The organism is Mesorhizobium sp. P3_A8, from assembly GCF_056402995.1.
Genome location: NZ_JBFUGI010000001.1, coordinates 374,829 through 395,489, shown reverse-complemented (window position 1 = coordinate 395,489; position 20,661 = coordinate 374,829). Strand labels below are relative to the sequence as shown.

General features: G+C 63.0%; 21 protein-coding genes. 11 read left to right on the top strand and 10 right to left on the bottom strand.

Annotated elements, in window-relative coordinates:
- Positions 1-15 precede the first annotated feature (15 nt).
- From AC1DX4_RS01780 to hslV, 5 genes are all read right to left on the bottom strand, one after another.
- Positions 16-975 (bottom strand): DUF1402 family protein, encoded by a 960-nt coding sequence (locus AC1DX4_RS01780; RefSeq protein WP_477218676.1) that lies wholly within the window; start codon positions 973-975, stop codon positions 16-18.
- A 234-nt stretch (positions 976-1,209) separates the two neighbouring features.
- Positions 1,210-2,523, bottom strand: a complete 1,314-nt coding sequence (gene hslU, locus AC1DX4_RS01775) for an ATP-dependent protease ATPase subunit HslU (RefSeq protein ID WP_477218675.1) — start codon at positions 2,521-2,523, stop codon at positions 1,210-1,212.
- Between the two features lie 3 nt (positions 2,524-2,526).
- Positions 2,527-3,123 carry a DUF2585 domain-containing protein gene (locus AC1DX4_RS01770; protein WP_477218674.1) on the bottom strand — a complete coding sequence of 199 codons (597 nt, stop codon included), beginning with the start codon at positions 3,121-3,123 and terminating at the stop codon, positions 2,527-2,529.
- Positions 3,124-3,127: 4 nt separating this feature from the next.
- Positions 3,128-3,655 carry a GNAT family N-acetyltransferase gene (locus AC1DX4_RS01765; protein WP_477218673.1) on the bottom strand — a complete coding sequence of 176 codons (528 nt, stop codon included), beginning with the start codon at positions 3,653-3,655 and terminating at the stop codon, positions 3,128-3,130.
- The gene (gene hslV / locus AC1DX4_RS01760) at positions 3,645-4,196 is read right to left on the bottom strand and encodes an ATP-dependent protease subunit HslV (RefSeq protein ID WP_027040709.1); all 552 of its coding nucleotides are present in this window, start codon (positions 4,194-4,196) and stop codon (positions 3,645-3,647) included. Before hslV ends, AC1DX4_RS01765 begins: the two co-directional genes overlap by 11 nt.
- 225 nt (positions 4,197-4,421) lie before the next feature.
- Here hslV and hisB point away from each other — a divergent pair, with 225 nt between their 5' ends.
- From hisB to AC1DX4_RS01710, 10 genes are all read left to right on the top strand, one after another.
- Positions 4,422-5,021 (top strand): imidazoleglycerol-phosphate dehydratase HisB, encoded by a 600-nt coding sequence (gene hisB, locus AC1DX4_RS01755; RefSeq protein ID WP_027040708.1) that lies wholly within the window; start codon positions 4,422-4,424, stop codon positions 5,019-5,021.
- A gap of 4 nt (positions 5,022-5,025) precedes the next feature.
- Positions 5,026-5,502 carry a DUF2628 domain-containing protein gene (locus AC1DX4_RS01750; protein WP_477218672.1) on the top strand — a complete coding sequence of 159 codons (477 nt, stop codon included), beginning with the start codon at positions 5,026-5,028 and terminating at the stop codon, positions 5,500-5,502.
- A gap of 1 nt (position 5,503) precedes the next feature.
- The gene (hisH, locus tag AC1DX4_RS01745) at positions 5,504-6,154 is read left to right on the top strand and encodes an imidazole glycerol phosphate synthase subunit HisH (protein ID WP_477218671.1); all 651 of its coding nucleotides are present in this window, start codon (positions 5,504-5,506) and stop codon (positions 6,152-6,154) included.
- A 3-nt stretch (positions 6,155-6,157) separates the two neighbouring features.
- A complete protein-coding gene (locus AC1DX4_RS01740) occupies positions 6,158-6,448 on the top strand; it encodes a DUF1330 domain-containing protein (protein ID WP_477218670.1) in 291 nt (96 codons plus the stop codon).
- Between the two features lie 3 nt (positions 6,449-6,451).
- Positions 6,452-7,201, top strand: coding sequence for a 1-(5-phosphoribosyl)-5-[(5-phosphoribosylamino)methylideneamino]imidazole-4-carboxamide isomerase (gene hisA, locus AC1DX4_RS01735; protein WP_477218669.1), 750 nt, complete (start codon positions 6,452-6,454; stop codon positions 7,199-7,201).
- Positions 7,198-8,034, top strand: a complete 837-nt coding sequence (locus AC1DX4_RS01730; RefSeq protein WP_477218668.1) for an arginase family protein — start codon at positions 7,198-7,200, stop codon at positions 8,032-8,034. Before hisA ends, AC1DX4_RS01730 begins: the two co-directional genes overlap by 4 nt.
- On the top strand, positions 8,031-8,825 hold the full coding sequence (hisF, locus tag AC1DX4_RS01725; RefSeq protein WP_477219100.1) for an imidazole glycerol phosphate synthase subunit HisF: 795 nt from the start codon (positions 8,031-8,033) through the stop codon (positions 8,823-8,825). The genes AC1DX4_RS01730 and hisF overlap by 4 nt, the downstream gene beginning before the upstream one ends.
- Before the next feature lie 8 nt (positions 8,826-8,833).
- Positions 8,834-9,157: a phosphoribosyl-ATP diphosphatase gene (locus tag AC1DX4_RS01720; RefSeq protein ID WP_477218667.1), complete on the top strand. Its 324-nt coding sequence runs from the start codon at positions 8,834-8,836 to the stop codon at positions 9,155-9,157.
- A 24-nt stretch (positions 9,158-9,181) separates the two neighbouring features.
- A complete protein-coding gene (gene coaA / locus AC1DX4_RS01715) occupies positions 9,182-10,141 on the top strand; it encodes a type I pantothenate kinase (protein ID WP_477218666.1) in 960 nt (319 codons plus the stop codon).
- Positions 10,142-10,238: 97 nt separating this feature from the next.
- Entirely contained in the window at positions 10,239-11,840 is a 1,602-nt protein-coding gene (locus AC1DX4_RS01710) for a hypothetical protein (protein ID WP_477218665.1), read from the top strand.
- Between the two features lie 77 nt (positions 11,841-11,917).
- Here the strand turns inward: AC1DX4_RS01710 and AC1DX4_RS01705 are convergent, their stop codons facing one another.
- The 4 genes from AC1DX4_RS01705 to AC1DX4_RS01690 all read right to left on the bottom strand — a co-directional run bounded on the left by AC1DX4_RS01705 (position 11,918) and on the right by AC1DX4_RS01690 (position 16,462).
- The gene (locus AC1DX4_RS01705) at positions 11,918-13,459 is read right to left on the bottom strand and encodes a DegQ family serine endoprotease (RefSeq protein ID WP_477218664.1); all 1,542 of its coding nucleotides are present in this window, start codon (positions 13,457-13,459) and stop codon (positions 11,918-11,920) included.
- A 256-nt stretch (positions 13,460-13,715) separates the two neighbouring features.
- On the bottom strand, positions 13,716-14,438 hold the full coding sequence (locus AC1DX4_RS01700; protein ID WP_477218663.1) for an MBL fold metallo-hydrolase: 723 nt from the start codon (positions 14,436-14,438) through the stop codon (positions 13,716-13,718).
- The gene (locus AC1DX4_RS01695) at positions 14,438-15,604 is read right to left on the bottom strand and encodes a diphosphate--fructose-6-phosphate 1-phosphotransferase (protein ID WP_477218662.1); all 1,167 of its coding nucleotides are present in this window, start codon (positions 15,602-15,604) and stop codon (positions 14,438-14,440) included. The genes AC1DX4_RS01700 and AC1DX4_RS01695 overlap by 1 nt, the downstream gene beginning before the upstream one ends.
- 87 nt (positions 15,605-15,691) lie before the next feature.
- On the bottom strand, positions 15,692-16,462 hold the full coding sequence (locus AC1DX4_RS01690; protein ID WP_477218661.1) for a L,D-transpeptidase: 771 nt from the start codon (positions 16,460-16,462) through the stop codon (positions 15,692-15,694).
- A gap of 517 nt (positions 16,463-16,979) precedes the next feature.
- Between AC1DX4_RS01690 and AC1DX4_RS01685 the strand changes: the two genes are divergently transcribed.
- Positions 16,980-17,603 carry a LysE family translocator gene (locus AC1DX4_RS01685; RefSeq protein WP_477218660.1) on the top strand — a complete coding sequence of 208 codons (624 nt, stop codon included), beginning with the start codon at positions 16,980-16,982 and terminating at the stop codon, positions 17,601-17,603.
- Positions 17,604-17,661: 58 nt separating this feature from the next.
- Here AC1DX4_RS01685 and AC1DX4_RS01680 read toward each other — a convergent pair whose 3' ends face one another.
- Positions 17,662-20,454 (bottom strand): autotransporter family protein, encoded by a 2,793-nt coding sequence (locus AC1DX4_RS01680; RefSeq protein WP_477218659.1) that lies wholly within the window; start codon positions 20,452-20,454, stop codon positions 17,662-17,664.
- Positions 20,455-20,661 lie beyond the last annotated feature (207 nt).

Genomic DNA, 20,661 nt, shown 5'->3' with positions numbered 1-20,661 from the left:
CCGTCCTGAGCTTGCCTAAAACAGCGCCTTCAGCTCCGACAATTTGTCGTTGACCAGCCAGCCGTAATAATTCTCTTCCGGCAGCTTTTCCGGCTCGCCGGCGGCGCGGCGCTTGTCGTTTTCCGCCTTCAGCGCATAGGCGCGCTGCTCCGGATTACCGACATTGTAGAGCGTGGCAGTCAGTCCTGGATTGCCGGAAATATCGAAGCCAGCGATGCTCTTGTAGGCATCGATCGATTTCCTGATCGTCGCGGCGACATAGGGCAAGGTCAGGTCCGGATCCATGATGGTCTTGTAGACCGAATTGGGGTCGCCGACATCGAGCTTCGGCAGGCCCGACACCTTGTGCACGAGATCGCTCATCTGCAGGGCGGTGAGAGGGTTCAACTGGCCAAGTCCAAAAGTCTGGCCGGCATAGTAAGGCTGAAAGAAGGTGGCGCCGAAACGGTCATCGGGAAAGCTTGTCCCGCCGACGGACTTGCCGCGAAACAAATGGTTCCACACCTGTTCACGGCATTCCCACAGATCATAGCTGTCGGACATTCCTGCGCATTTCTTGAATTCCGGCCGCTGCACGAAATCGGTGATGTCCTCTCCGTCATAGGCGAAGGACAGCTTGCTGGAGAGATACGAGATCGCCTTGACGTAGTAGGTTTGCAGCCGGTCATAGGCGTCGACATTGTAGGTGTGTTCGCCGACGATGGCGCCGACAATGTGCATGGGGTCGATGCCGTATGCGGACGCGGCCTTCTTGATCTTGGCACGCAGGTCGGCGTCGTTCTGCAGCAAGGCATAGACCTTGCGGTACTTCGCCTGGAAGGTGGTGTTGGTCGCCTGCGTGCGCCGGCTCGAGGCGCCGGGAATGTCGGGCTGCTCGGCATTGCGGTTGCCAGCCGGCACCAACGTCGCCGCATCGGCCGCGAACAGCGTCGCCGCCAGCGTCAAGCCGAGAATGACCAGGATGAGTTTTTTCATGCGCCCGCCGCCCAAGCAATTCCAGGAGAAGTGTGAAACGGTTTTCCGTCCGGAATTGCGTCAAACCAGAGATAGAGAATTGCCGCGCAAACTAGGTAAAGCTCTTGGTTGAGTCGAGAGCGCCCCTGCACACGGCAAGACGAAAGGTGGCCGGTTGGTACCATCCGGCCACACATCGAACTGTTTGCCGGAAATTGTTGCCTGAACCGGCGCCGGACCAGCCGGCGCCGTTCTTTAAAGGATAAATCGCGACAAATCTGTGTTTCGCGACAGATCGCCGACATGCTTTTCCACATAGGCGGCGTCGATGGTGACTGACGTACCGTTGCGGTCGGGTGCATCATACGAAATTTCGTCCAGCACCCGCTCCATCACCGTCTGCAGCCGCCTGGCGCCGATGTTCTCGACACTGGCATTGAGGTCGACGGCGATGCCGGCGAGCGAATCGATGGCATCGTCGGTGAAGGTCAGGTCGACGCCCTCGGTCTTCATCAGCGCGATATACTGCTTGATCAGGCTGGCTTCCGTCTCGGTCAGGATGCGGACGAAATCGTCCTTCTCCAGGGCACGCAGCTCGACGCGGATCGGCAGGCGGCCCTGCAATTCCGGCAACAGGTCGGACGGCTTCGACACATGGAAGGCGCCGGAAGCGATGAACAGGATGTGATCCGTCTTCAACGGCCCGTATTTGGTCGCCACCGTGGTGCCTTCGATCAGCGGCAGCAGGTCGCGCTGCACGCCTTCGCGAGAAACGCCGGCGCCCATGCCGCCTTCACGCGACGCGATCTTGTCGATCTCGTCGAGGAAGACGATGCCGTCATTCTCCGTCGCATCGAGTGCCCGGCGCACCACCTCGTCCTGGTCGAGCAGCTTGTCGGACTCGTCGTTGACCAGCAGCGCGTAGGATTCCTTGACGGTCGTCTTGCGCGACTTGGTCTTCTTGCCGCCCATCGCCTTCGACAGCATGTCGTTGATGTTGAGCACGCCGATATTGGCGCCCGGCATGCCGGGAATCTCGAAGCCGGGCATGCCGCCAGTGCCGGTGTCGGCCACTTCGATCTCGATTTCCTTGTCGTCGAGTTCGCCGTCGCGCAGCTTCTTGCGGAAACTATCACGCGTCGCCGGGCTCGCCGTCTTGCCGACCAGCGCTTCCAGCACGCGCTCCTCGGCGTTGATGTGGGCGCGTGCCTTGACGTCCTCGCGCATCTTTTCGCGCACCAGGCCGATGGCGATCTCGACCAGATCCCGGATGATCTGCTCGACGTCACGGCCGACATAGCCGACCTCGGTGAACTTGGTTGCCTCGACCTTGACGAAAGGCGCACCGGCCAGCCGCGCCAGACGGCGCGAAATCTCGGTCTTGCCGACGCCCGTCGGCCCGATCATCAGGATGTTCTTCGGCATCACCTCTTCGCGCATCTGGCCTTCCAGCTGCTGGCGGCGCCAGCGGTTGCGGAGCGCAATGGCGACGGCGCGCTTGGCGTCCTTCTGGCCGATGATGAAGCGGTCGAGTTCCGAAACTATTTCGCGGGGAGAAAATGTCGTCATAATCTAAATTCCACTTTGCCACTGCTTGATGGCCTCGAACGGATGCAGCAGCATGATCACGTTGAGTGTCAGATTGTCCCGGATGAGATAGCCGGTACCCAGTTCGAAAAGGATGGCGAGGCTGACGATCACCCATATAGGTAGCCTTCGCGCCATCACAAATCCCAGCACCATGGCCAGTGTGTCGGACACCGAATTGATGATGCTGTCGCCATAATAATCGAGCGAGATGGTGCCGGCACGGTAACGCTCGATGATGAACGGGCTGTTTTCGAGCAATTCCCAGCCGCCCTCGATGAGGACGGCGAATGCCAGCCGCAAGCCGACCGGCGAACGTGGGAACAGGAACTTCGCCAAGGCATAGAACAGGAAGCCGTGGATGATGTGCGAGAACGTGTACCAGTCGGCAATGTGCTGGGAATTCTCCGAACTGTTCACCACGCCATGCCAGAGTTTGACATAGCCGCAGGTACAGATCGGCGTCCGGCCCATGCCGTAGAGGGCCCCGGCCTGGAAGATGAGCAGGCCAAGGACGAGCAGAAGACCCATGCGCCAGCTGTCTTCATAGGCCGAGTAGCTGTCGTCGCTTGGTGTCGTCATCTGGTCAGTCCCCCTGATCCTCGTCGTCTTCGGCCGCATCGACGGCCATCAGCACAACGTCGCCATATTCCGATTGCCTGCGGTCGATAGGCCGAAAACCGGCCTTTTCATAGGCGCGGATGGCCCTGATATTGGCAGGATCCGGGTCGATGATGACACGCGGCACGCCTTCCTCGAACAGTTGCTCGACGAACTGGCGCACGATTGCCGAGCCATGGCCGATCCCGACCAGCTCCGGCCGGCCGATCGACAAATCGATGCCGAGCGTGCCGAACGGCTGGTCGGCATAGGGATGGTCGTCTTCCAGATGCGGGTCGTAGCTCTGCAGATAGGCGATCGGCTTGCCGTCGAGTTCGACGATCAGCGGCTCGACCGAAATCGAGTCGATATGATCGCGAATCTCGGCGATTTCCGTCTCCGGATCGTCCCACCACTGAGCCACTTCAGGCTCGGCCAGCCAGCCGGCGATCATCGGCAGGTCTTTTTCTGTGACCGGCCGAAAATCATAGAGCGCCGCCTGTTCAGGCGGCATCGAGCGTTTCGATGACAAAGTTGTTGTTGGTGTAGACGCAGATGTCGGACGCGATCTGCATCGCCTTGCGGGCGATCTCCTCGGCATCCTTGTCGGTGTCCATCAGCGCGCGCGCAGCCGCCAGTGCGTAATTGCCACCCGATCCGATGGCCATGACGCCAAATTCGGGTTCGAGCACGTCACCGGTGCCGGTCAGCGCCAGCGAGATCGACTTGTCAGCCACCAGCATCATCGCTTCCAGCCGGCGCAGATAGCGGTCGGTGCGCCAGTCCTTGGCGAGCTCGACGCAGGCGCGCGTCAGCTGGTCGGGATATTGTTCGAGCTTGGCTTCCAGCCGCTCCAGCAGCGTGAAGGCGTCGGCGGTGGCGCCGGCGAAACCGGCGATCACATTACCGCCCTTGCCGATGCGGCGCACCTTGCGGGCATTGCCCTTCATGATGGTCTGGCCAAGGCTGACCTGGCCGTCGCCGGCGATCACCACCTTGTTGCCCTTGCGCACCGTCACGATGGTCGTGGCGTGCATGGTCAGTTCATTTGACATTCCTGGCTCCGATTCGCGCGATCCCAAAGAGGCGATTGGCGCGGTACGAGTAACTTTGATCGGCCATATGTATGCATGGGACCAATGATTGCAAACCGCTCGATAGCGGCCGGGATGGCAACTGGCAATCGCCGGATCATGCTGCTAGAAGGCTTTCGTTTTCAAGCCGGTGAATGCTCGAAGCTCGTCGCTTGAGCTTTGAAACCCTGAGACAAGGACAAGGTCATGGCGCCCCGTTCCGCCGAAGCCAGCCGCAAGACCAAGGAAACCGACATCTCGGTGTCGGTCCATGTCGACGGTTCGGGCAAATCCGATATCGCCACCGGCGTCGGCTTCTTCGACCACATGCTGGACCAGCTCTCGCGCCATTCGCTGATCGACATGACGGTCAGGGCCAAGGGCGACCTGCATATCGACGACCATCACACGGTCGAGGACACCGGCATCGCGCTTGGCCAGGCGCTGACCAAGGCGCTGGGCGAACGGCGCGGCATCATGCGCTATGCCTCGATCGACCTTGCCATGGACGAGACGCTGACGCGCGCCGCGATCGATGTCTCCGGCCGGCCGTTCCTGGTCTGGAACGTGTCCTTCTCGTCGCCCAAGATCGGCACCTTCGACACCGAACTGGTACGGGAATTCTTCCAGGCGCTGGCCCAAAATGCCGGCATCACGCTGCACGTCACCAACCATTACGGGGCCAACAACCACCACATCGCTGAAACCTGCTTCAAGGCGGTGGCGCGCGCGCTGCGTGCAGCACTCGAGCACGACCCGCGCCAGCCGGACGCGGTTCCCTCCACCAAGGGTTCGTTGAAGGGATAGCGCCATGGCCGCCTATGTCGTGATGGAACCGCCCGGCCGCAGCGAAAAGGTCGACAAGACGGCCTTTGTCCGCGACGGCTTCACCTGGCTCGGCCTGCTGGTGCCGCCGCTATGGTTCGCCTGGCACCGGTTGTGGATCGAAGCCGGGATCGCCTTCGTTGTCATGGCCGCGCTTTCGATGCTTGGCGAAAACCTTGGCCTTGGATTGGCCGGTTCGCTGCTGTCGCTGCTCGTCTCGCTCTATGTCGGCCTGGAAGGGCAGGGGTTGCGGATTGCGGCCCTTCGCCGGCGCGGCTGGCACGAATGGGGCGTGGTTCAGGCCGGCTCGCTCGACGACGCCGACATGCGCTATGCCCTGGAGGTAGAGGGGCATGCGGAGGAGGCGCCGCCCGCGCCGCGCATCGTCCCCGATGCAGCCCTGGCCCGCCCGGCGCAGCCCGGCATGGCGCTGGGGCTGACCCACATCCCGGGACGGCCCTGACATGCGGGTAGCAATCATCGACTACGGCTCGGGCAATCTGCGCTCGGCCACCAAGGCTTTCGAACGCGCGGCACGCGAAGCCGGCATATCGGCTGAGATCGACCTGACGGCCGATGCCGATCGGGTGCGCACGGCCGACCGCATCGTCCTGCCCGGCGTCGGCGCCTATGCCGATTGTGCGGCCGGCCTGCGTGCCGTCGACGGCATGTGGGAAGCGGTCGAGGATGTCGCCATTGCCAAGGGCCGGCCTTTCCTAGGCATCTGCGTCGGCATGCAGCTGATGTCGCAGCGCGGCCTGGAAAAGACCGTCACCAACGGTTTTGGCTGGATTTCGGGCGACGTCAAGGAGATCACGCCGACCGATCCGGCGCTGAAGATCCCGCAGATAGGCTGGAATACGATCGAGCTTCGGCGCCAGCATCCGCTGTTTGCCGGCATTCCGACCGGCCCAGACGGGCTGCACGCCTATTTCGTCCATTCCTACCATCTTGACGCGACGAAGCCGGACGAGGTTTTGGCCGAAGCCGACTATGGCGGCCCGGTCACGGCGACGGTCGCCCGCGACAATCTCGTCGGCACGCAGTTCCATCCGGAGAAGAGCCAGGCGCTGGGTCTGGCGCTGATCACCAATTTCCTGAAGTGGAGGCCCTAAATCATGAGCAAGAAGGGCTACTGGATGGCGATGATCGATGTCCGCGATCCCGAGGTTTATAAGCAGTACATCGAGGCCAATGCGGTGGCGTTTGCAAAGTATGGCGCGAAGTTCGCGGTGCGGGCCGGGCGCCATGAGAATCCGGAAGGGCCGACCGGCAACCGGCATGTGCTGGTTGAGTTCGATTCCTACGACAGGGCGGTCGAATGCTATCATTCACCGGAATATCAGCACGCCTCGAAGTTCCGGCTTGCCGCCTCCACGGGCCATTTCGTCATCGTTGAAGGCGCCTGAACCGTGATCCTTTTTCCAGCCATCGACCTCAAAGACGGCCAATGCGTGCGCCTGAAGCACGGCGACATGGCGACAGCGACCATCTACAATGATGATCCCGCCGCGCAGGCAAAAGCCTTCGAGGACCAGGGTTTCGAATGGCTGCATGTCGTCGACCTCAACGGCGCCTTCAAGGGCCAGAGTGTCAACAGCGCGGCGGTCGGCGCCATTCTCAAGGCGACGAAGAACCCGGTGCAGCTCGGCGGCGGCATCCGCACGCTGGCGCAGATCGAGGACTGGCTCGACCGTGGCCTCGCCCGCGTCATCCTTGGCACGGTCGCGGTGCGCGATCCCGATCTGGTCAAGCAGGCCTGCAAGGCTTTTCCGGGCAAGGTGGCCGTCGGTATCGACGCCAAGGGCGGCAAGGTGGCGGTCGAAGGCTGGGCCGAGGCATCGAGCCTCGGCGTTATCGAACTGGCGAGGAAATTCGAGGGCGCCGGCGTTGCGGCCATCATCTACACCGACATCGATCGCGACGGCGTGCTGACCGGCATCAACTGGGACGCCACCATCGACCTCGCCGACGCCGTATCGATCCCGGTCATCGCTTCGGGCGGCCTGGCCTCGATCGCCGACATCGTGCGCATGACCATGCCCGACGCACAGAAGCTCGAAGGCGCCATCTCGGGCCGCGCGCTCTATGACGGCCGCATCGATCCGACTGAGGCGCTGGCGATCCTGCAGGGCCGGCCGGTGGCGGAGGCGAAATCGTGAAAATCACCATCATCCTCGCCTCCTATGACAGCGGCCACTATCACGGCGGCATGGGTCAGGGTCCGGATGCGCTGATTGCAGGCGGTCTCGTCGACGCCCTGACCATGGCTGGCCACGACGTCGCGGTTGAGGATATCGGCAGGGTCGGTCCCGAACAGGAGCGCGAGATTGCCACCGGCTTTGCCGTCTGCAACGCCGTCTCGGGCGAGGTCCGCATTGCCATCGACAGGGGGCGGTTCCCCATCGTGCTGGCCGGAAACTGCCTGACGTCAGCCGGCGCGGTCGCCGGCGAGGGCGCCGATGCGATCATCTGGGCCGACCAGCATGGCGATCTCAACACGCCCGAGACATCGGTATACGGCTTTCTTGATGGCATGGCGCTGGCGACCGTGCTTGGCCTGTGCTGGCCCCCGATGGCAGGGGCCATTCCCGGCTTCAAGCCGATCGATCCGTCGCGTTGCGTGCTCATCAATGCACGCGATCTCGATCCGGCCGAGGAACAGCTCCTCAAGACCTTGCCGATCATCCGCACCGAATGTCCCGGCGTGGGAGCAGCAACCGCAAAGCTGAAAGCCGTAGGCGCCAAAAGCGTGCACATGCATCTCGATCTCGACGTGCATGACCCCAAGGAATTGCAGGCCAACCGCTATGTCACGTCAGGCGGGCCGAGCCCCGAACAGTTGCGCGACGCGGCCTGTGCCATGGCGCTTGCGGTGCCGGTCGTCGGCATCACCGTTTCCGCCTACGATCCGGCCTTCGACGCGCAGTCCGATGTTCCACCGCTGGTCGGCCAGTTGCTCAACGATCTCATCGCCACGATAGAGGGCCGCTGATGCTGAAAGCCCGCGTCATCCCGTGCCTCGACGTCAAGGACGGCCGTGTCGTCAAGGGCGTCAATTTCGTCGATCTCATCGATGCCGGCGATCCGGTCGAGGCGGCCAAGGCCTATGACGCCGCCGGGGCCGACGAGCTCTGCTTTCTCGACATCACGGCCTCGTCCGACAACCGTGAAACCATCTTCGATGTCATCGCCCGCACCGCAGAACAGTGTTTCATGCCGCTGACCGTCGGCGGCGGCGTGCGCCAGGTCGCCGACATCAGAAAGCTGCTTTTGGCCGGCGCCGACAAGGTGTCGATCAACACGGCGGCGGTGAAGAATCCGGATTTCGTCGCCGAAGCCGCCGACAAGTTCGGCAACCAGTGCATCGTCGTCGCCATCGACGCCAAGAAGGTGTCCGGTGCCGGCGAGACCGACCGCTGGGAGATCTTCACCCATGGCGGACGCGAGAAGACCGGCATCGACGCTATCGAATTCGCCCGCAAAATGGTCGATCTCGGCGCCGGCGAGATCCTGCTGACCTCGATGGACCGCGACGGCACCAAGGCCGGCTACGACATCGCGCTCACCCGCGCGATCGCAGACGCGGTACGCGCCCCGGTCATCGCTTCTGGCGGTGTCGGCACGCTGGATCATCTGGTCGAAGGCATTCGCGACGGCCATGCCGGCGCCGTGCTGGCGGCCTCCATCTTCCATTTCGGCACCTACACCATAGCCCAGGCCAAGGCGCATATGGCCGAGGCCGGCCTGCCGATGCGGCTGGACTCCACGAATAATCGGTCCTAAACGGCGCCATGACCGAGTTTTCGCTGTCCGATCTGGAAAAAATCGTCCACGAGCGCGCCCATTCCGGTGATCCGGACTCTTGGACAGCGAAACTGTTCGCGCGCGGTATCGACAAGGCAGCCCAGAAGCTCGGTGAAGAGGCCGTCGAGACCGTGATTGCCGCCGTCAAGGGCGACACACAGGGCCTCGTTTCCGAAAGTGCCGATCTTATGTATCATTGGCTCGTCGTTCTCGGCCTCTCGGGTGTGCCGTTGAGCGATGTGCTCAAGGAGCTCGAAAGCCGCACCGGGCGTTCGGGCATCGCCGAGAAGGCGTCACGGCCCAAGGGCTGACCGCGAGGAAGGGCAGGTATCTCGATGGATCAGCTCGCGCCAACCGAGAAATATTCCCCCTTTCGTTTCTTCTCCGCCGAGCAATGGTCGCGATTCCGCGCCGACACGCCGCTGACGCTGAGCGATGACGAATTCCGCCGCCTGCGTTCGCTCAACGACCCGGTCGACCTCGAAGAGGTCAAGCGTATCTATCTGTCGCTGTCGCGGCTTCTGTCGGCCCATGTCGAGGCGAGCCAGCTTCTGTTCCGGCAGCGTCAGGCCTTCTTCAACGCCGTCGATATCGTCAAGACGCCGTTCATCATCGGCATCGCCGGCTCCGTCGCGGTCGGCAAGTCGACCACCGCGCGCGTGCTGAAGGAACTTCTGGCGCGCTGGCCGTCGAGCCCCAAGGTCGATCTCATCACCACCGACGGTTTTCTGCTGCCCAACGAGGTGCTGCGCCGCGAAAACCTGATGGAACGCAAGGGCTTTCCCGACAGCTACGATGTCGGCGCGCTGCTGCGTTTCCTCTCGGGCATCAAGTCGGCGCTGCCCGATGTCCGCGCGCCGGTCTACTCGCATCTCACCTATGACGTCATTCCCGGCGAGTTCGTCACCATCGACCGGCCCGATATCCTGATCTTCGAAGGCATCAATGTCCTGCAGCCAGGCAAGCTGCCGCAGGACGGCAAGATCGTGCCCTTCCTGTCCGATTTTTTCGACTTCGCCATTTACATCGATGCCGACGAGAAGCTGATCCACCAGTGGTATATCTCGCGCTTCATGCGGCTGCGCGAGACGGCCTTCCGCAATCCGGACTCCTTCTTCCACCGCTATTCGCAGCTGTCGGAGGATTCGGCGCGCGCCATAGCCGAAGGCCTGTGGACCAACATCAACCTGAAGAATTTGCGCGAAAACATCCTGCCGACGCGTGCCCGCGCCGACTTGATCCTGCGCAAGGGCGCCGACCACCTGATCGAGGAAGTAGCACTGCGCAAGCTCTGAGGCTCAGGCTACGTTCAACTGCCAGTTAGAACGCTCTTAACTGCCTGTTTGCTAGATATCCTGCTCGACTGCTGCTTTGGTGGTGAGGATAGCTGGCATGGGCGCGCCATTCGTTGCTTCCGACGAACCGGCCGGGTTGCGTTCCGTTACGGCCGCAACTGCCGTTCGGCTCGGCTGGCCTGTGGCCGCGACGCTGCTGATTGCAGCCTATGCGATCATTGTCTCGTTGCTTGTCATGCCCGGCAATGTCGACGTGTCCTGGCTGCTGACGATCGGCGAACGCGTTCTCGACGGCGAGCGCCTCTCGGTCGACATCATCGAGGTCAATCCGGCCTTTTCCGCCTGGCTCTATCTGCCTTTCGTGCTGCTCGAGCGGCTGACCGGGCTTTCGGCGGAATTCTGGGTTAGCATTGGCGTGACCGCGCTGGCGATTGCGTCGGTCTGGTTTTCAGCCCGCATTGCCGCGCGGGCGGACGAAACACTGAAACGGCATCTCTGGATGCTGCCGGCCGCGGTATTCTTCGTGCTTTTCCTGTTTCCGATCGATTTCGGCCAGCGTGAACAGATAGGTGTCATCGTCCTGCTGCCATGGCTCGCCCTGTTTTCCGCACGCGACAGGACTGTCGATTTCAGGGCCGGCAGCGTGGCCGAGCGGATCATCGCCGGCGTCGGCGCCGGTATCTTCGTCATGATCAAACCGCCCTACAGCGTGCTCGCCCTGGCGGTGCCGGCCCTGGTCATTGCGCTGCAGCGGCGCTCGCTGCGCCCGCTGTTTACGACGGAGAATGTGATCGGCGCCACGCTCACCGTCTCCTATCTGATCGCGCTCGCCGTCTTCATGCAGCCGTTCTTCACCGACGTCATGCCCTTGCTGCGTCAGGTTTATCTGCCGATGCGCATGCCTGTGATTGACGTGCTGATGCTGTGGCAGGTGACGATGTTCGTGGCCATGGCGGTCGCCACGCTGGCGATGGCGTCTCCCGGCCGCCCCAGTCGCGACGCCAGCACGATGCTGCTGGCCGGGGCTGCCTACGTTCCGGCTTTCGTCATCATGGGCAAGGGCTGGACCTATCAGGCACTACCTTTCCTGACGCTCGGCGTCCTGGCGCTGATGCTGCAATATGTCAGGCTGAAGCCGCTCCGAAGCTTGCCGCTGCCGGTTAAGGCCGGTGCGGCGCTCGGCCTGTTTTCGATCGTGCTTTTGACGGCGTTGCAGCAAGGCATGGCCTTCGCCCAGTCGCGCCGCGACCTGGATGCCGCGACAGCCGCGATCGTGCGCGCCGTCGATCATCCGACGATGATGTCGATCGCGTCGCAATTGCAGTTCAGCAATCCGCTCGCCCGCATGACCGGCGCCCGTTTCGTGGCACGCCAGCAATCGGGCTGGATGGTCAATGATGCGGGCATATTGATGGGGCTCGAACAGGACCCCGCGCGACGCCAGGATTTGGCCGCCCTCAGGGAAAGATACACAGCGTCGATCACGGGCGAACTTGCCGCGAAACGACCTGACATCATTGTCGATGATGGCACAAACGGACCGCGCGCGCCGGTGTTGCTGAACGTCAAGGACCAGCACCCCATGCCGCCCCTGCACGATGCGCCTGGCATTGCCGAGGTGCTGCGCAACTACCGCATCCTGCATCAGGATGCTTCGGGGACGGTGCTCATCCGCGCCGATATCGTCGCCCGCGAATAAGGCGCTTCCGGAGCGGCCGGTCCGTCACCCCTGGTGACAGACCGGCCGCATCCACATTTTCATGCCCGCACGGCGTCTCAGCCGTTGGCGAACGGCACGGCGACATAGATCTGGCCGCCGTCGCGTTCAACCAGCAGCAGCACCGATTTGCGGCCCGACTTGCTGGCCTGGGCGATCGCCTGGGTGACCTGTTTGGCGCTCTTCACCGGAACCTGGTTGACGGCGGCGATGATATCGCCCGGCTGGATGCCGGCGGCGGCCGCCGCCTTGTCAGGATTGACGCGCGCAACCACCGCGCCATGCTCGTTGGCGGCGAGGTTCATCTGCTGGCGAATGTCTGGCGTAATGTCCATCAAGCCGAGGCCGATCGCCGGTGCGCGCGAGCCCTGTTCGGCGCTCGGCATGTCGGAGTCGTCCGTCGATGCCGTCTTCACATCGTCGCTGTTTTGCCCGACATCGACGGAAATCTGCATGGCCTTGCCCTTGCGCCACACATCAAGCGGTTCCTTGGCGCCCGGCGCGACATCGGCGACGGCCCGCGACAGGTCCTTGGGGTCCTTCACGTCCTGCCCGGCGAAGCCGGTGATGACGTCACCGGTCTCGACGCCAGCGCTGGCCGCGGGCGAGCTGTCATTGACCTTCGAAACCAGCGCGCCGCCGGGATGATCGAGTCCGATGGCGCTCGCCACGTCAGGCGTTACCGGTTGGATCTCGACGCCGAGATAGCCGTATTGGATGGAACCGTCCTTCATCAGCTTGGCGACGACCTTTTGGGCCTGGTCGGACGGGATGGCGAAGCCGACGCCGACGCTGCCGCCATTGGGCGAATAGATCGCCGCGTTGATGCCGACGACGTTGCCGTTCACATCGACCAGCGGGCCGCCGGAGTTACCGTGGTTGATCGGCGCGTCGATCTGGATGAAATCGTCGAACGGTCCGCTGTGCAGGTCGCGGCCGCGCGCCGAAACGATGCCGGCTGTAACGGTGGTGCCGATGCCGAACGGATTGCCGATCGCCAGCACCTGGTCGCCGGTCATCAACTTGTCGGAGTCGCCCCATTTGACCGTCGGCAAGGGCTTGTCGGCTTTGATCTTGAGCACTGCAAGGTCGTTCTTGGCGTCGCGGCCGACAAGTTTGGCGGGAAGTTCGGTGCCGTCATCGAGCGTCACCTTGATCGAGGAAGCGCCGTCAACAACGTGGTTGTTGGTGACGATGGTGCCGTCCGCATCGACGATGAAGCCGGAACCGAGTGCCTCGGCGCGTTGCGCCTGTTGCGGCGGTGTCTGCGGAGCCGGCATGCCCTGGTCACCGAAGAACTGGCGGAAGTATTGATCGAACGGCGAGTTGCCGAGAGGCATCCCGTCATCGGCGCTTGACGGCTGCGCCTTCATGACGGTGGTAATCGTCACCACCGCCGGCTTGTCAGCGGCCACGATCGGCGCAAAGGAGCCGTTGGGAGCGGTGATACCGGCGACAGGGGTCTGGGTCGTCGCGACAACGTTGCTCACGCCTGCATTGCCGGCACTTTGAGCAAACGAAACGACGAAGGGGGAGACGATGAGGGCGGCGCCCAGCAATGCGGCGACGCGATGTCTGCGAAGGATGTTTGGGGATGACATGGTCGTTGTCCGTGCGAGACATTGGGTTCGGCGCCGTGGCCTTGGGAGGGGGAGCGGCCCATTCGGCGTACCGGCCGTCGCGGCTGCCTGTCTCGCTTCATGCAGCAGCCGTTCAGGTCGATGAAACCGGAATCTAGGGTACGGATGCGGGCAAATTAGGTTTTTTCGGTTATATTACAAAGATTTAATTCTTTGTGAGCCGATGAGCACCGACCGTCTTGCGATCGTTCCTGCCAGTGCACGGTCTTCGTGAAGGTCAGATATCGCCGGTCTCTCTGATGTAAGCCGTTGCAATCTCACGCATCCGTCTGCCGTCGAAGCTTGGGCCGTGGCCGCCATGGCCGATGCGGATCGGCAGGTCGAGCAGGCGCTGCATGGTGCTGACATAGGCGGCGCGGTCGGAGTCCGGCAGCGAGTCGATCAGCGTGTCGTCGTAGATGGCATCGCCGCTGAAAAACAGGCCGTCGGCCTCGTCGAACAGCGCGATCGAATCCGGCGAATGCCCGGGCAGATGCAGGACGCGGAATTGCCGGTCGCCGAGATCGATCGCGTCGCCCTCATCGAGGGTCCGTGTCAACGGTGCCGATGGGATCTTGTAGTCGGCCGACTTCCAGCCCGGCATTGGCAGTTTCGAAACGGCGCCTTCGAGATCATGGAACATGTAGGCGTAGGTCGTCGCTTCGTCCATGCTCTCGAACTGCGCCGCGCTCATCTTCGGCCCCGCCCGCCAGGGAAATTCGTGCAGCGAGCCGACATGGTCGAGATGGATATGGGTGGCCACCACCAGCAGCGGCTTGCCATCAGAAATCTCGATCTCCGGCGCCAGCGGACAGATGCCCATGCCGGTGTCGACCAAAAGGTCGGCGTCGCGGCCGCGCAGATGCCAGATGTTGGCGCGCACATAGTCATGCACGAACGGTTCGGTCAGCATCGTCGTCTTGTCGTCGACGATGCTCTTGCTGAACCAGTGAGCCTGCATCAGACGAACGGCTTCCCGACCTTGTATTGTTCCGGCACCAGCCGCTTGAGATAGGCCATGCCGGCCTCGGACAGCTGGTTGACGTCGGGCTTCATGAAATTGTCCGGCATGTGGCGGGTCTTGCCGGCAACGTTCTTCAGCGGCACCTTCTTCAGCACGGTCTTTGAGCCATCATATTGCAGCGCCACCGAGCCGCCGCCCTGTTCGGCGACAGAGACCGCGAAGGCGCCGGCATCGAATGCCTCCTGCGCATCGACGGCACTGATGGCGCCGATATACCCGCGCGGCATGTAGCCCAGCGCGTCGACGCGCGCCCGCTTGCCCGGCAGACCTTCGGCCAGCGCGCGTTCGAGTGCGGCCGGCAGATCGCTTCCCGACAATTTGACGTTGCCATGCGCGTCGCGCTCCAGCTTGTCCGGCGGCACCAGGCTTTCGACCAGCGCCTTGCCATCGGCGGTGCTCACCCCTTCCGACACGGCGACGATGCAGCGCTTGTGGCGGTCGAGCGTGGCGCGGACATCATCGATGAAGCCAGCCGCGGAGAACGGCCGCTCCGGCACGTAAACCAGGTGCGGCCCGCTGTCGGGGTCGAGTTGCCAGGCAGCGGCGGCGGCGGTCAGGAAGCCGGCATGCCGGCCCATGACGATACCGACATAGATGCCAGGCAGCGCACGGAAATCGAGATCGACGGACAGGAAGGCGCCGGCGACGAACTCGGCCGCCGAAATGAAGCCCGGCGTATGGTCGTTCTCCTCCAGATCATTGTCGATGGTTTTTGGCGCATGGACGAAAGCGATGGAGCCGCCGGCGGCATCGGTCAGGATCTGTTGCGTGCCCGACGTGTCGTTGCCGCCAATATAGATGAAGGCATCGGCACCGGCCTTCTTCAAGCCGTTGAGGATCACGTCGCAATAGGCGGCATCCGGCTTGTCACGGGTCGAACCAAGGGCTGCACTGGGCGTTCCGGCAATCAGCCGCAGCCGATCCTCGGGTATGGCGGAAAGGTCGACATAATTGCCGTCACGAATGCCGCGCACGCCATGGATGGAGCCCAGCACCTTGGCGCCGGGATGCCGCTTGCGGATCTCCAGCGTGGCGCCGACCACGGTCTGGTTGATGACGGCGGTCGGACCGCCGCCCTGCGCGATAACAAAAGTTCCAGCCATTCCTGACGTCTCCCGAGGCGATGGTTTTCAAGGCACCTTGGCCTGTCTTGCCGCATCGCGCAACGGGAGAAACGGGAGGATAAACGATCACATGACGACGACCGGGTTTTTCTTCGAAACGCGGCTATAGAGGTCGATGATGTCCTGGTTGATCAGGCGCACGCAGCCCGACGACATCGCCTGGCCGATGCTCCACCACTCCGGCGAGCCGTGGATGCGGTAGCCGGTGTCCTTGCCGTCCTGGTAGATGTAGAGCGCGCGGGCACCGAGCGGGTTGGTGAGGCCGCCGGGCTGGCCGCCTTGCCACTTCACCAGTTCAGGCTTGCGCTGGATCATCTCCGGCGGCGGCGTCCAGACCGGCCATTCCCTTCCATACTGGATGTTGGCACGGCCGGACCAGCGGAAGCCGTCCTTGCCGATGCCGACGCCGTAGCGGATGGCGTCGCCGCCCGGCTGGACGAGATAAAGCATGCGCTCCTTGAGATGGACGACGATGGTGCCAGGCGCCTCGCCCGTTGTGTCGACGACGATCTGGCGGCGGAATTCCGGCTTGACCTTGAGATAGGGCACTTCCGGCACGTTGAAGCCGTTGTCGGTCAATGCGGCATACATGACATCGGCGCTGGTGATGTTCTTGTCGACGCTGATCGCGGGCCGCATCGGCGGCACGGAACCGGTAACCGTATTGTCGAGTTGGAGCATCGGCATACCGCCGTCGCCCGAGGTCGAACAGCCGGCGGCGCTGAGCAGTGCCAGCGCGCCTGCCCCGGACAGGATGGCGCGGCGGGAAATATGATGATCGGTTTCGATTGCGTCGCCGTTTCGTGGCGGCGTCAGACCTTGCGGCAACTCACGCATATACCCAAACCCTACGCTGTCGGCGGGAAGCACGGTCCGGCCGGATAGCGGGCATTTTCATCATTCATGGTTGATAAAGCGTGAATGCCTTGCGCTACCTGCATTTGCGCGGTTCCTGGCGGCATCAGGCCGTGCTGGCTGACCGCCAGACGAGCGTTCCTGCACAAAAAGACCCAGGTCGGGTCATAATCCCGGCACCGGCCTCTCCTACCCATCGGGCGATCAGCGAGGGGCCTCCATGTGCAAGACGTTAAAAACCGACATCAAGCTTTTCGGGGCTGCCATTGTCGCGGCCGCATTGGTTCTCGGTGCCGATGTAAGCCTCGCCGATATAGTGAGCACGCTGAGCGGCGCGAACTGACGCCGACCTGCCTTTGGCGCAATTGATAGCGCGGCAACTCCAGGAAAGGCGTGTGGCGGTCTTCCGCCCGCATTGCGTAAAAACGAAAATCAGACCTCTTTACATTCTCCCGGGCTTCAGGATTTATCCTTTTCCTTAACCCAAGGGAGAACAGACATGTCCTTCGAAAACTGGGCCGCTTTCGCCGCCGCTTCGACCATCCTCCTCATCATTCCGGGTCCGACCATCCTGCTGGTCGTGTCCTATGCGCTGGGCCAGGGCTGGCGCACCGCCTTGCCGATGGCGGTTGGCGTGGCGCTCGGCGACTTCACCGCCATGACCTTGTCGATGCTCGGCATCGGCGCGCTGCTCGCGGCTTCGGCTGGTGTCTTCACCGTCCTGAAGCTGATCGGCGCCGGCTATCTGATCTATCTCGGCGTAAAGCTGTTCCGCGCCGGCGGCGCGCTGAAGGCAGAACCCCGCACCGATGCGGTGTCCTCGGTCAAGATGATGGCGCATGCCTGGCTGGTCACCGCACTCAACCCGAAAAGCATCACCTTCTTCGTCGCCTTCCTGCCGCAGTTCCTCGACCGGCATGCCGATTTCTGGACGCAGATGCTGATCTTCGAGACGACCTTCCTGGCGCTCGCCTTCGCCAACGCCTTCGGCTACGCGCTGATCGCGGCGCGCGCCCGCAATGTCGTGCGCAATCCCAAGGCGATCCGCATCTTCAACCGCACCGGCGGCACGCTGCTGGTCGGCGCCGGCATCGCCACGATGGCGATGCGCTCGGGCAATTAGGCGGCCTGTTTTATTCGACCATCCGAAAGCCGGCTTCCGGTTTTCGGATCGGTCTGGTTCACCACTTGACGCTGAAACCCAGATTGCCCTCAAGGATGCGTCGATTGTCGCCGCCGAGATTGGTGGTGTAGTCGCCGGTGGCAAAGATGCTGACCTTGTCCGTCACCTCAGCGACGATACCGCTGCCGAACTCGAACGAGGTCGATCGGCCCTCGGTCGAGATGTCGGTGGTGTCGAAGCTGACCGTGTTGGTGCCGCCGAAATCATGCCAGATATTGGCTTTGAGGTAGGGCTGCAGCGCCATGCCGTTGATCGTTGTCTCGCCCTGCAGCCGCGCGCCCAGTCGGCCGGTCACGCTGCTGTCGGTGCCGAAGGAGACCGACGAGAAGCGGTCGTTGGTATCGTCGAGCGACAGATGCTGCCAGACCAGTTGCGCCTGCGGCTCAAGCGTCCAACCCTGCGCCAGCGCAATGGGATAGCCGCCTTCCAGCGATGCGGTGACGCCGGTGCCGCCGACATCGATGCCGATGTCGCGTGACGACGTCGCATTGCCGCCGAAGAAGGTGGCCATCAGGACGCTGTCCAGGTACCAGCCGCCCTGGCCGATGCGGGTCCAGTAGCCGCCGACGCTGGTGCCGTTGATGTCGAGCTTGCCGACGGACAGATCGTTCTGTCCCAGCGCCTGGCCGCGCAAATCGCCCTTCATGCTGGCATAGGCGACGAACAGCCCGGCGCGATCGATTCCGCCCGCGGCGGTCTCGCGCCCGAGCAGGTCGAAGCCGGCCTGGAGACCGAACAGCGTGCCGTCGAAGGAGGGCGACACCGTTCCCGACCAGCCCATTTTGGCGTCCTGGCCAAAAATGCGGCCCCAGACCGGTGACATCTCGTTGTCCGACAGCAGGCTCTGTTCGCCGCGCCGCTCATGGAAGGTGCCGAGCGTCGTCATCGCCAGGTGCTCGGCCACCGGCGGCAAGGCCGAATAGATCGGCACCTCGATGCGGTAGAGCAGGATCTGCTCACCGGGCGCCGGGGTCGGCAAATCCGGCACGGCGGTCGGCACCACTGGTGGCGGTGGCGGCGGGTCCGCGGGTGGCGCCGGCGGTGGTGGTGGGGGCGGCTCGGGTTGCGGGTCACTGGCTTGTACCGGCGGTGTCGGGTCGACCGGCGGATTGTTGATGTCGCCCTCGGTCGGCACCGGCACTGGCGGCAGCTCGGACGGTGGCGGTGGTGGTGGCTCGGCCGCGGGCGGTTCAGGTTCCGGCTGCGGGGTGGGTTCCAGCGCTGGCGGAGCGGCTGCCGGCGTCGCCGGCGTATTCAGCGTCGAGCGCAGATACCAGTTCTCGTCGCTGCCGGCGCTGACGCCGCCCTTGAACAGGTAATATTCGAAGGCACCCGCCGCAACCGGCGCGTCCAAGGCGAAGGCGCTCGCGCTGGACGTGGCGCCGTTGGTCGCCTGCACGACCATGATACCGTCAGCGGTGGTCTGTGCGCCGGCGCCACCCACATTCACCACCGCAATGCCGGTCGATCCGGAGGCGGTCCCGCCCGACAGCACGAGCCGGTCGGAATCGGAGTTGTCGTCGCCAAGTTCGGTCTGGATGAGCAGCAACCCGCCAAGCCCGGTGTAATTGCCTGATATGGTCAGCCGGTCAGTGGCGCCGGTTGTGCCGTTGGTCAGGTCGATGCGGCCGGCGTTCATCACTTCGGCCATCTGGCCTGCCGTAAAGGCGCGGATCTCGGCGTTGAAGCCGCCACCGCCATAGAGCGTGCTGGCAGAGTCGACATTGAGCGTACCCGTGCCGGTGCCGCTGTCGCCGAGCACGAGATTGCCGTCCAGCGTCAGTTCGGTGTCGTTGTTGGCGTCGATGGTTTCCCAGTTCTGGACCCGGCTGATCCCGTCGAGCTTGACGTTGTCGAAGGTGAGCGTGTCGGTGCCCGCGCCGCCGGTGATCGCGTTGGTGTCGCCGAGATTGGCATTGGTGAGGTTGCTGAGCTTGGCGGTGTCGTTGTCGCCGCCGAGATCGACGGAACCATAGATAATGCCGCCGTCGTTCCAGACGAAATTGTCGGCGCCGAAGCTCATCAGCACATCGCCGCCGACCGTGCCACCGGTGATGGTCACGCTGTCATTGCCGCCGCTGACGCTGATGTTGCCGCCGATCGTGCCACCCGAGAGGATGATCGTGTCCTTGTCGAAACCGGTGACGAGGTTGCGGTCGATGGTGCCGCCGGACATGTTGAAATAATTCTGGTCGAGCTTCATGTTGACGCGGCCGATGCGCCCGCCCGTCATCACGGCGTTATCGCCATCGTCGAAGAAATCGACGATGCGCCCATCGGTCATAGTGAACGTGTCCAGCCCGTCGCCCTGGTTGAGCGAACCGACCTGGCCGCCGCTGATGTTGAAGTCGTCGATGCCGGCGCCCTGCTGGACATTGCCGGCGACCGTGCCGCCGCTGATGGTGAAGAAATCCGTGCCGCCGCCCTGGTCGACCGCGCCGGTGATGGTGCCGGACTGCATGTTGATGCGGTCGGTGCCGATGTCAAAGGTGACGTTGCCCGATATCTGCCCGGTGCCGCTGGCGGGAAAATTCAGCGTGTTGTCGCCGTTGGTATCAGTGAGGTTGCCGCCCGAATCGCCACTGTCGCAGGTGTAGAGGGTATTCCCCGCGGTCGGCCCCAGCACGCATGCAGCGAAGGCTGCAGAATCGGGCAGCAACGCAAGCGTTGTAGTTGCAAGAAAGCTAATAAGCCATGGATGGATTTGCCGAGGCTTTCGCTGCACAAAAGCAACGGATCCACCAATGTGCTCCGAACGGCTGTTCGGAAGCTGTATTTCAAAATGCCGCATCGCGTCCCCTCTCAGATCGCGATTACAAGCCCTTCGCCGCGCCGCAATGAAGCCACAATTCATTCGCTTTTACAAAGCCTAATCTACCTATCATGGTTGATGAACTGCAAAATCTACTGAATTAGAGGCGCGAAGCTGCACGGTTGGCGCGGCTGTGGCCCATGCGTTAAGATCGCTTTGGACCGAGGGGCAGCGAGCCCATGACCG

Excerpts from the sequence above, each read along its gene's own strand:
- AC1DX4_RS01740 (WP_477218670.1), top strand. The coding sequence starts at position 6,158 with ATGAGCAAGAAGGGCTACTGGATGGCGATGATCGATGTCCGCGATCCC.
- AC1DX4_RS01690 (WP_477218661.1), bottom strand. The coding sequence starts at position 16,462 with ATGCGTGAGTTGCCGCAAGGTCTGACGCCGCCACGAAACGGCGACGCA.
- AC1DX4_RS01710 (WP_477218665.1), top strand. The coding sequence starts at position 10,239 with ATGGGCGCGCCATTCGTTGCTTCCGACGAACCGGCCGGGTTGCGTTCC.
- AC1DX4_RS01695 (WP_477218662.1), bottom strand. The coding sequence starts at position 15,604 with ATGGCTGGAACTTTTGTTATCGCGCAGGGCGGCGGTCCGACCGCCGTC.
- hslV (WP_027040709.1), bottom strand. The coding sequence starts at position 4,196 with ATGTCAAATGAACTGACCATGCACGCCACGACCATCGTGACGGTGCGC.
- AC1DX4_RS01750 (WP_477218672.1), top strand. The coding sequence starts at position 5,026 with ATGGCCGCCTATGTCGTGATGGAACCGCCCGGCCGCAGCGAAAAGGTC.
- AC1DX4_RS01705 (WP_477218664.1), bottom strand. The coding sequence starts at position 13,459 with ATGTCATCCCCAAACATCCTTCGCAGACATCGCGTCGCCGCATTGCTG.
- hisH (WP_477218671.1), top strand. The coding sequence starts at position 5,504 with ATGCGGGTAGCAATCATCGACTACGGCTCGGGCAATCTGCGCTCGGCC.
- AC1DX4_RS01780 (WP_477218676.1), bottom strand. The coding sequence starts at position 975 with ATGAAAAAACTCATCCTGGTCATTCTCGGCTTGACGCTGGCGGCGACG.
- hisB (WP_027040708.1), top strand. The coding sequence starts at position 4,422 with ATGGCGCCCCGTTCCGCCGAAGCCAGCCGCAAGACCAAGGAAACCGAC.
- hslU (WP_477218675.1), bottom strand. The coding sequence starts at position 2,523 with ATGACGACATTTTCTCCCCGCGAAATAGTTTCGGAACTCGACCGCTTC.
- AC1DX4_RS01765 (WP_477218673.1), bottom strand. The coding sequence starts at position 3,655 with ATGCCGCCTGAACAGGCGGCGCTCTATGATTTTCGGCCGGTCACAGAA.
- AC1DX4_RS01700 (WP_477218663.1), bottom strand. The coding sequence starts at position 14,438 with ATGCAGGCTCACTGGTTCAGCAAGAGCATCGTCGACGACAAGACGACG.
- coaA (WP_477218666.1), top strand. The coding sequence starts at position 9,182 with ATGGATCAGCTCGCGCCAACCGAGAAATATTCCCCCTTTCGTTTCTTC.
- AC1DX4_RS01770 (WP_477218674.1), bottom strand. The coding sequence starts at position 3,123 with ATGACGACACCAAGCGACGACAGCTACTCGGCCTATGAAGACAGCTGG.
- AC1DX4_RS01680 (WP_477218659.1), bottom strand. The coding sequence starts at position 20,454 with ATGCGGCATTTTGAAATACAGCTTCCGAACAGCCGTTCGGAGCACATT.
- AC1DX4_RS01685 (WP_477218660.1), top strand. The coding sequence starts at position 16,980 with ATGTCCTTCGAAAACTGGGCCGCTTTCGCCGCCGCTTCGACCATCCTC.
- AC1DX4_RS01720 (WP_477218667.1), top strand. The coding sequence starts at position 8,834 with ATGACCGAGTTTTCGCTGTCCGATCTGGAAAAAATCGTCCACGAGCGC.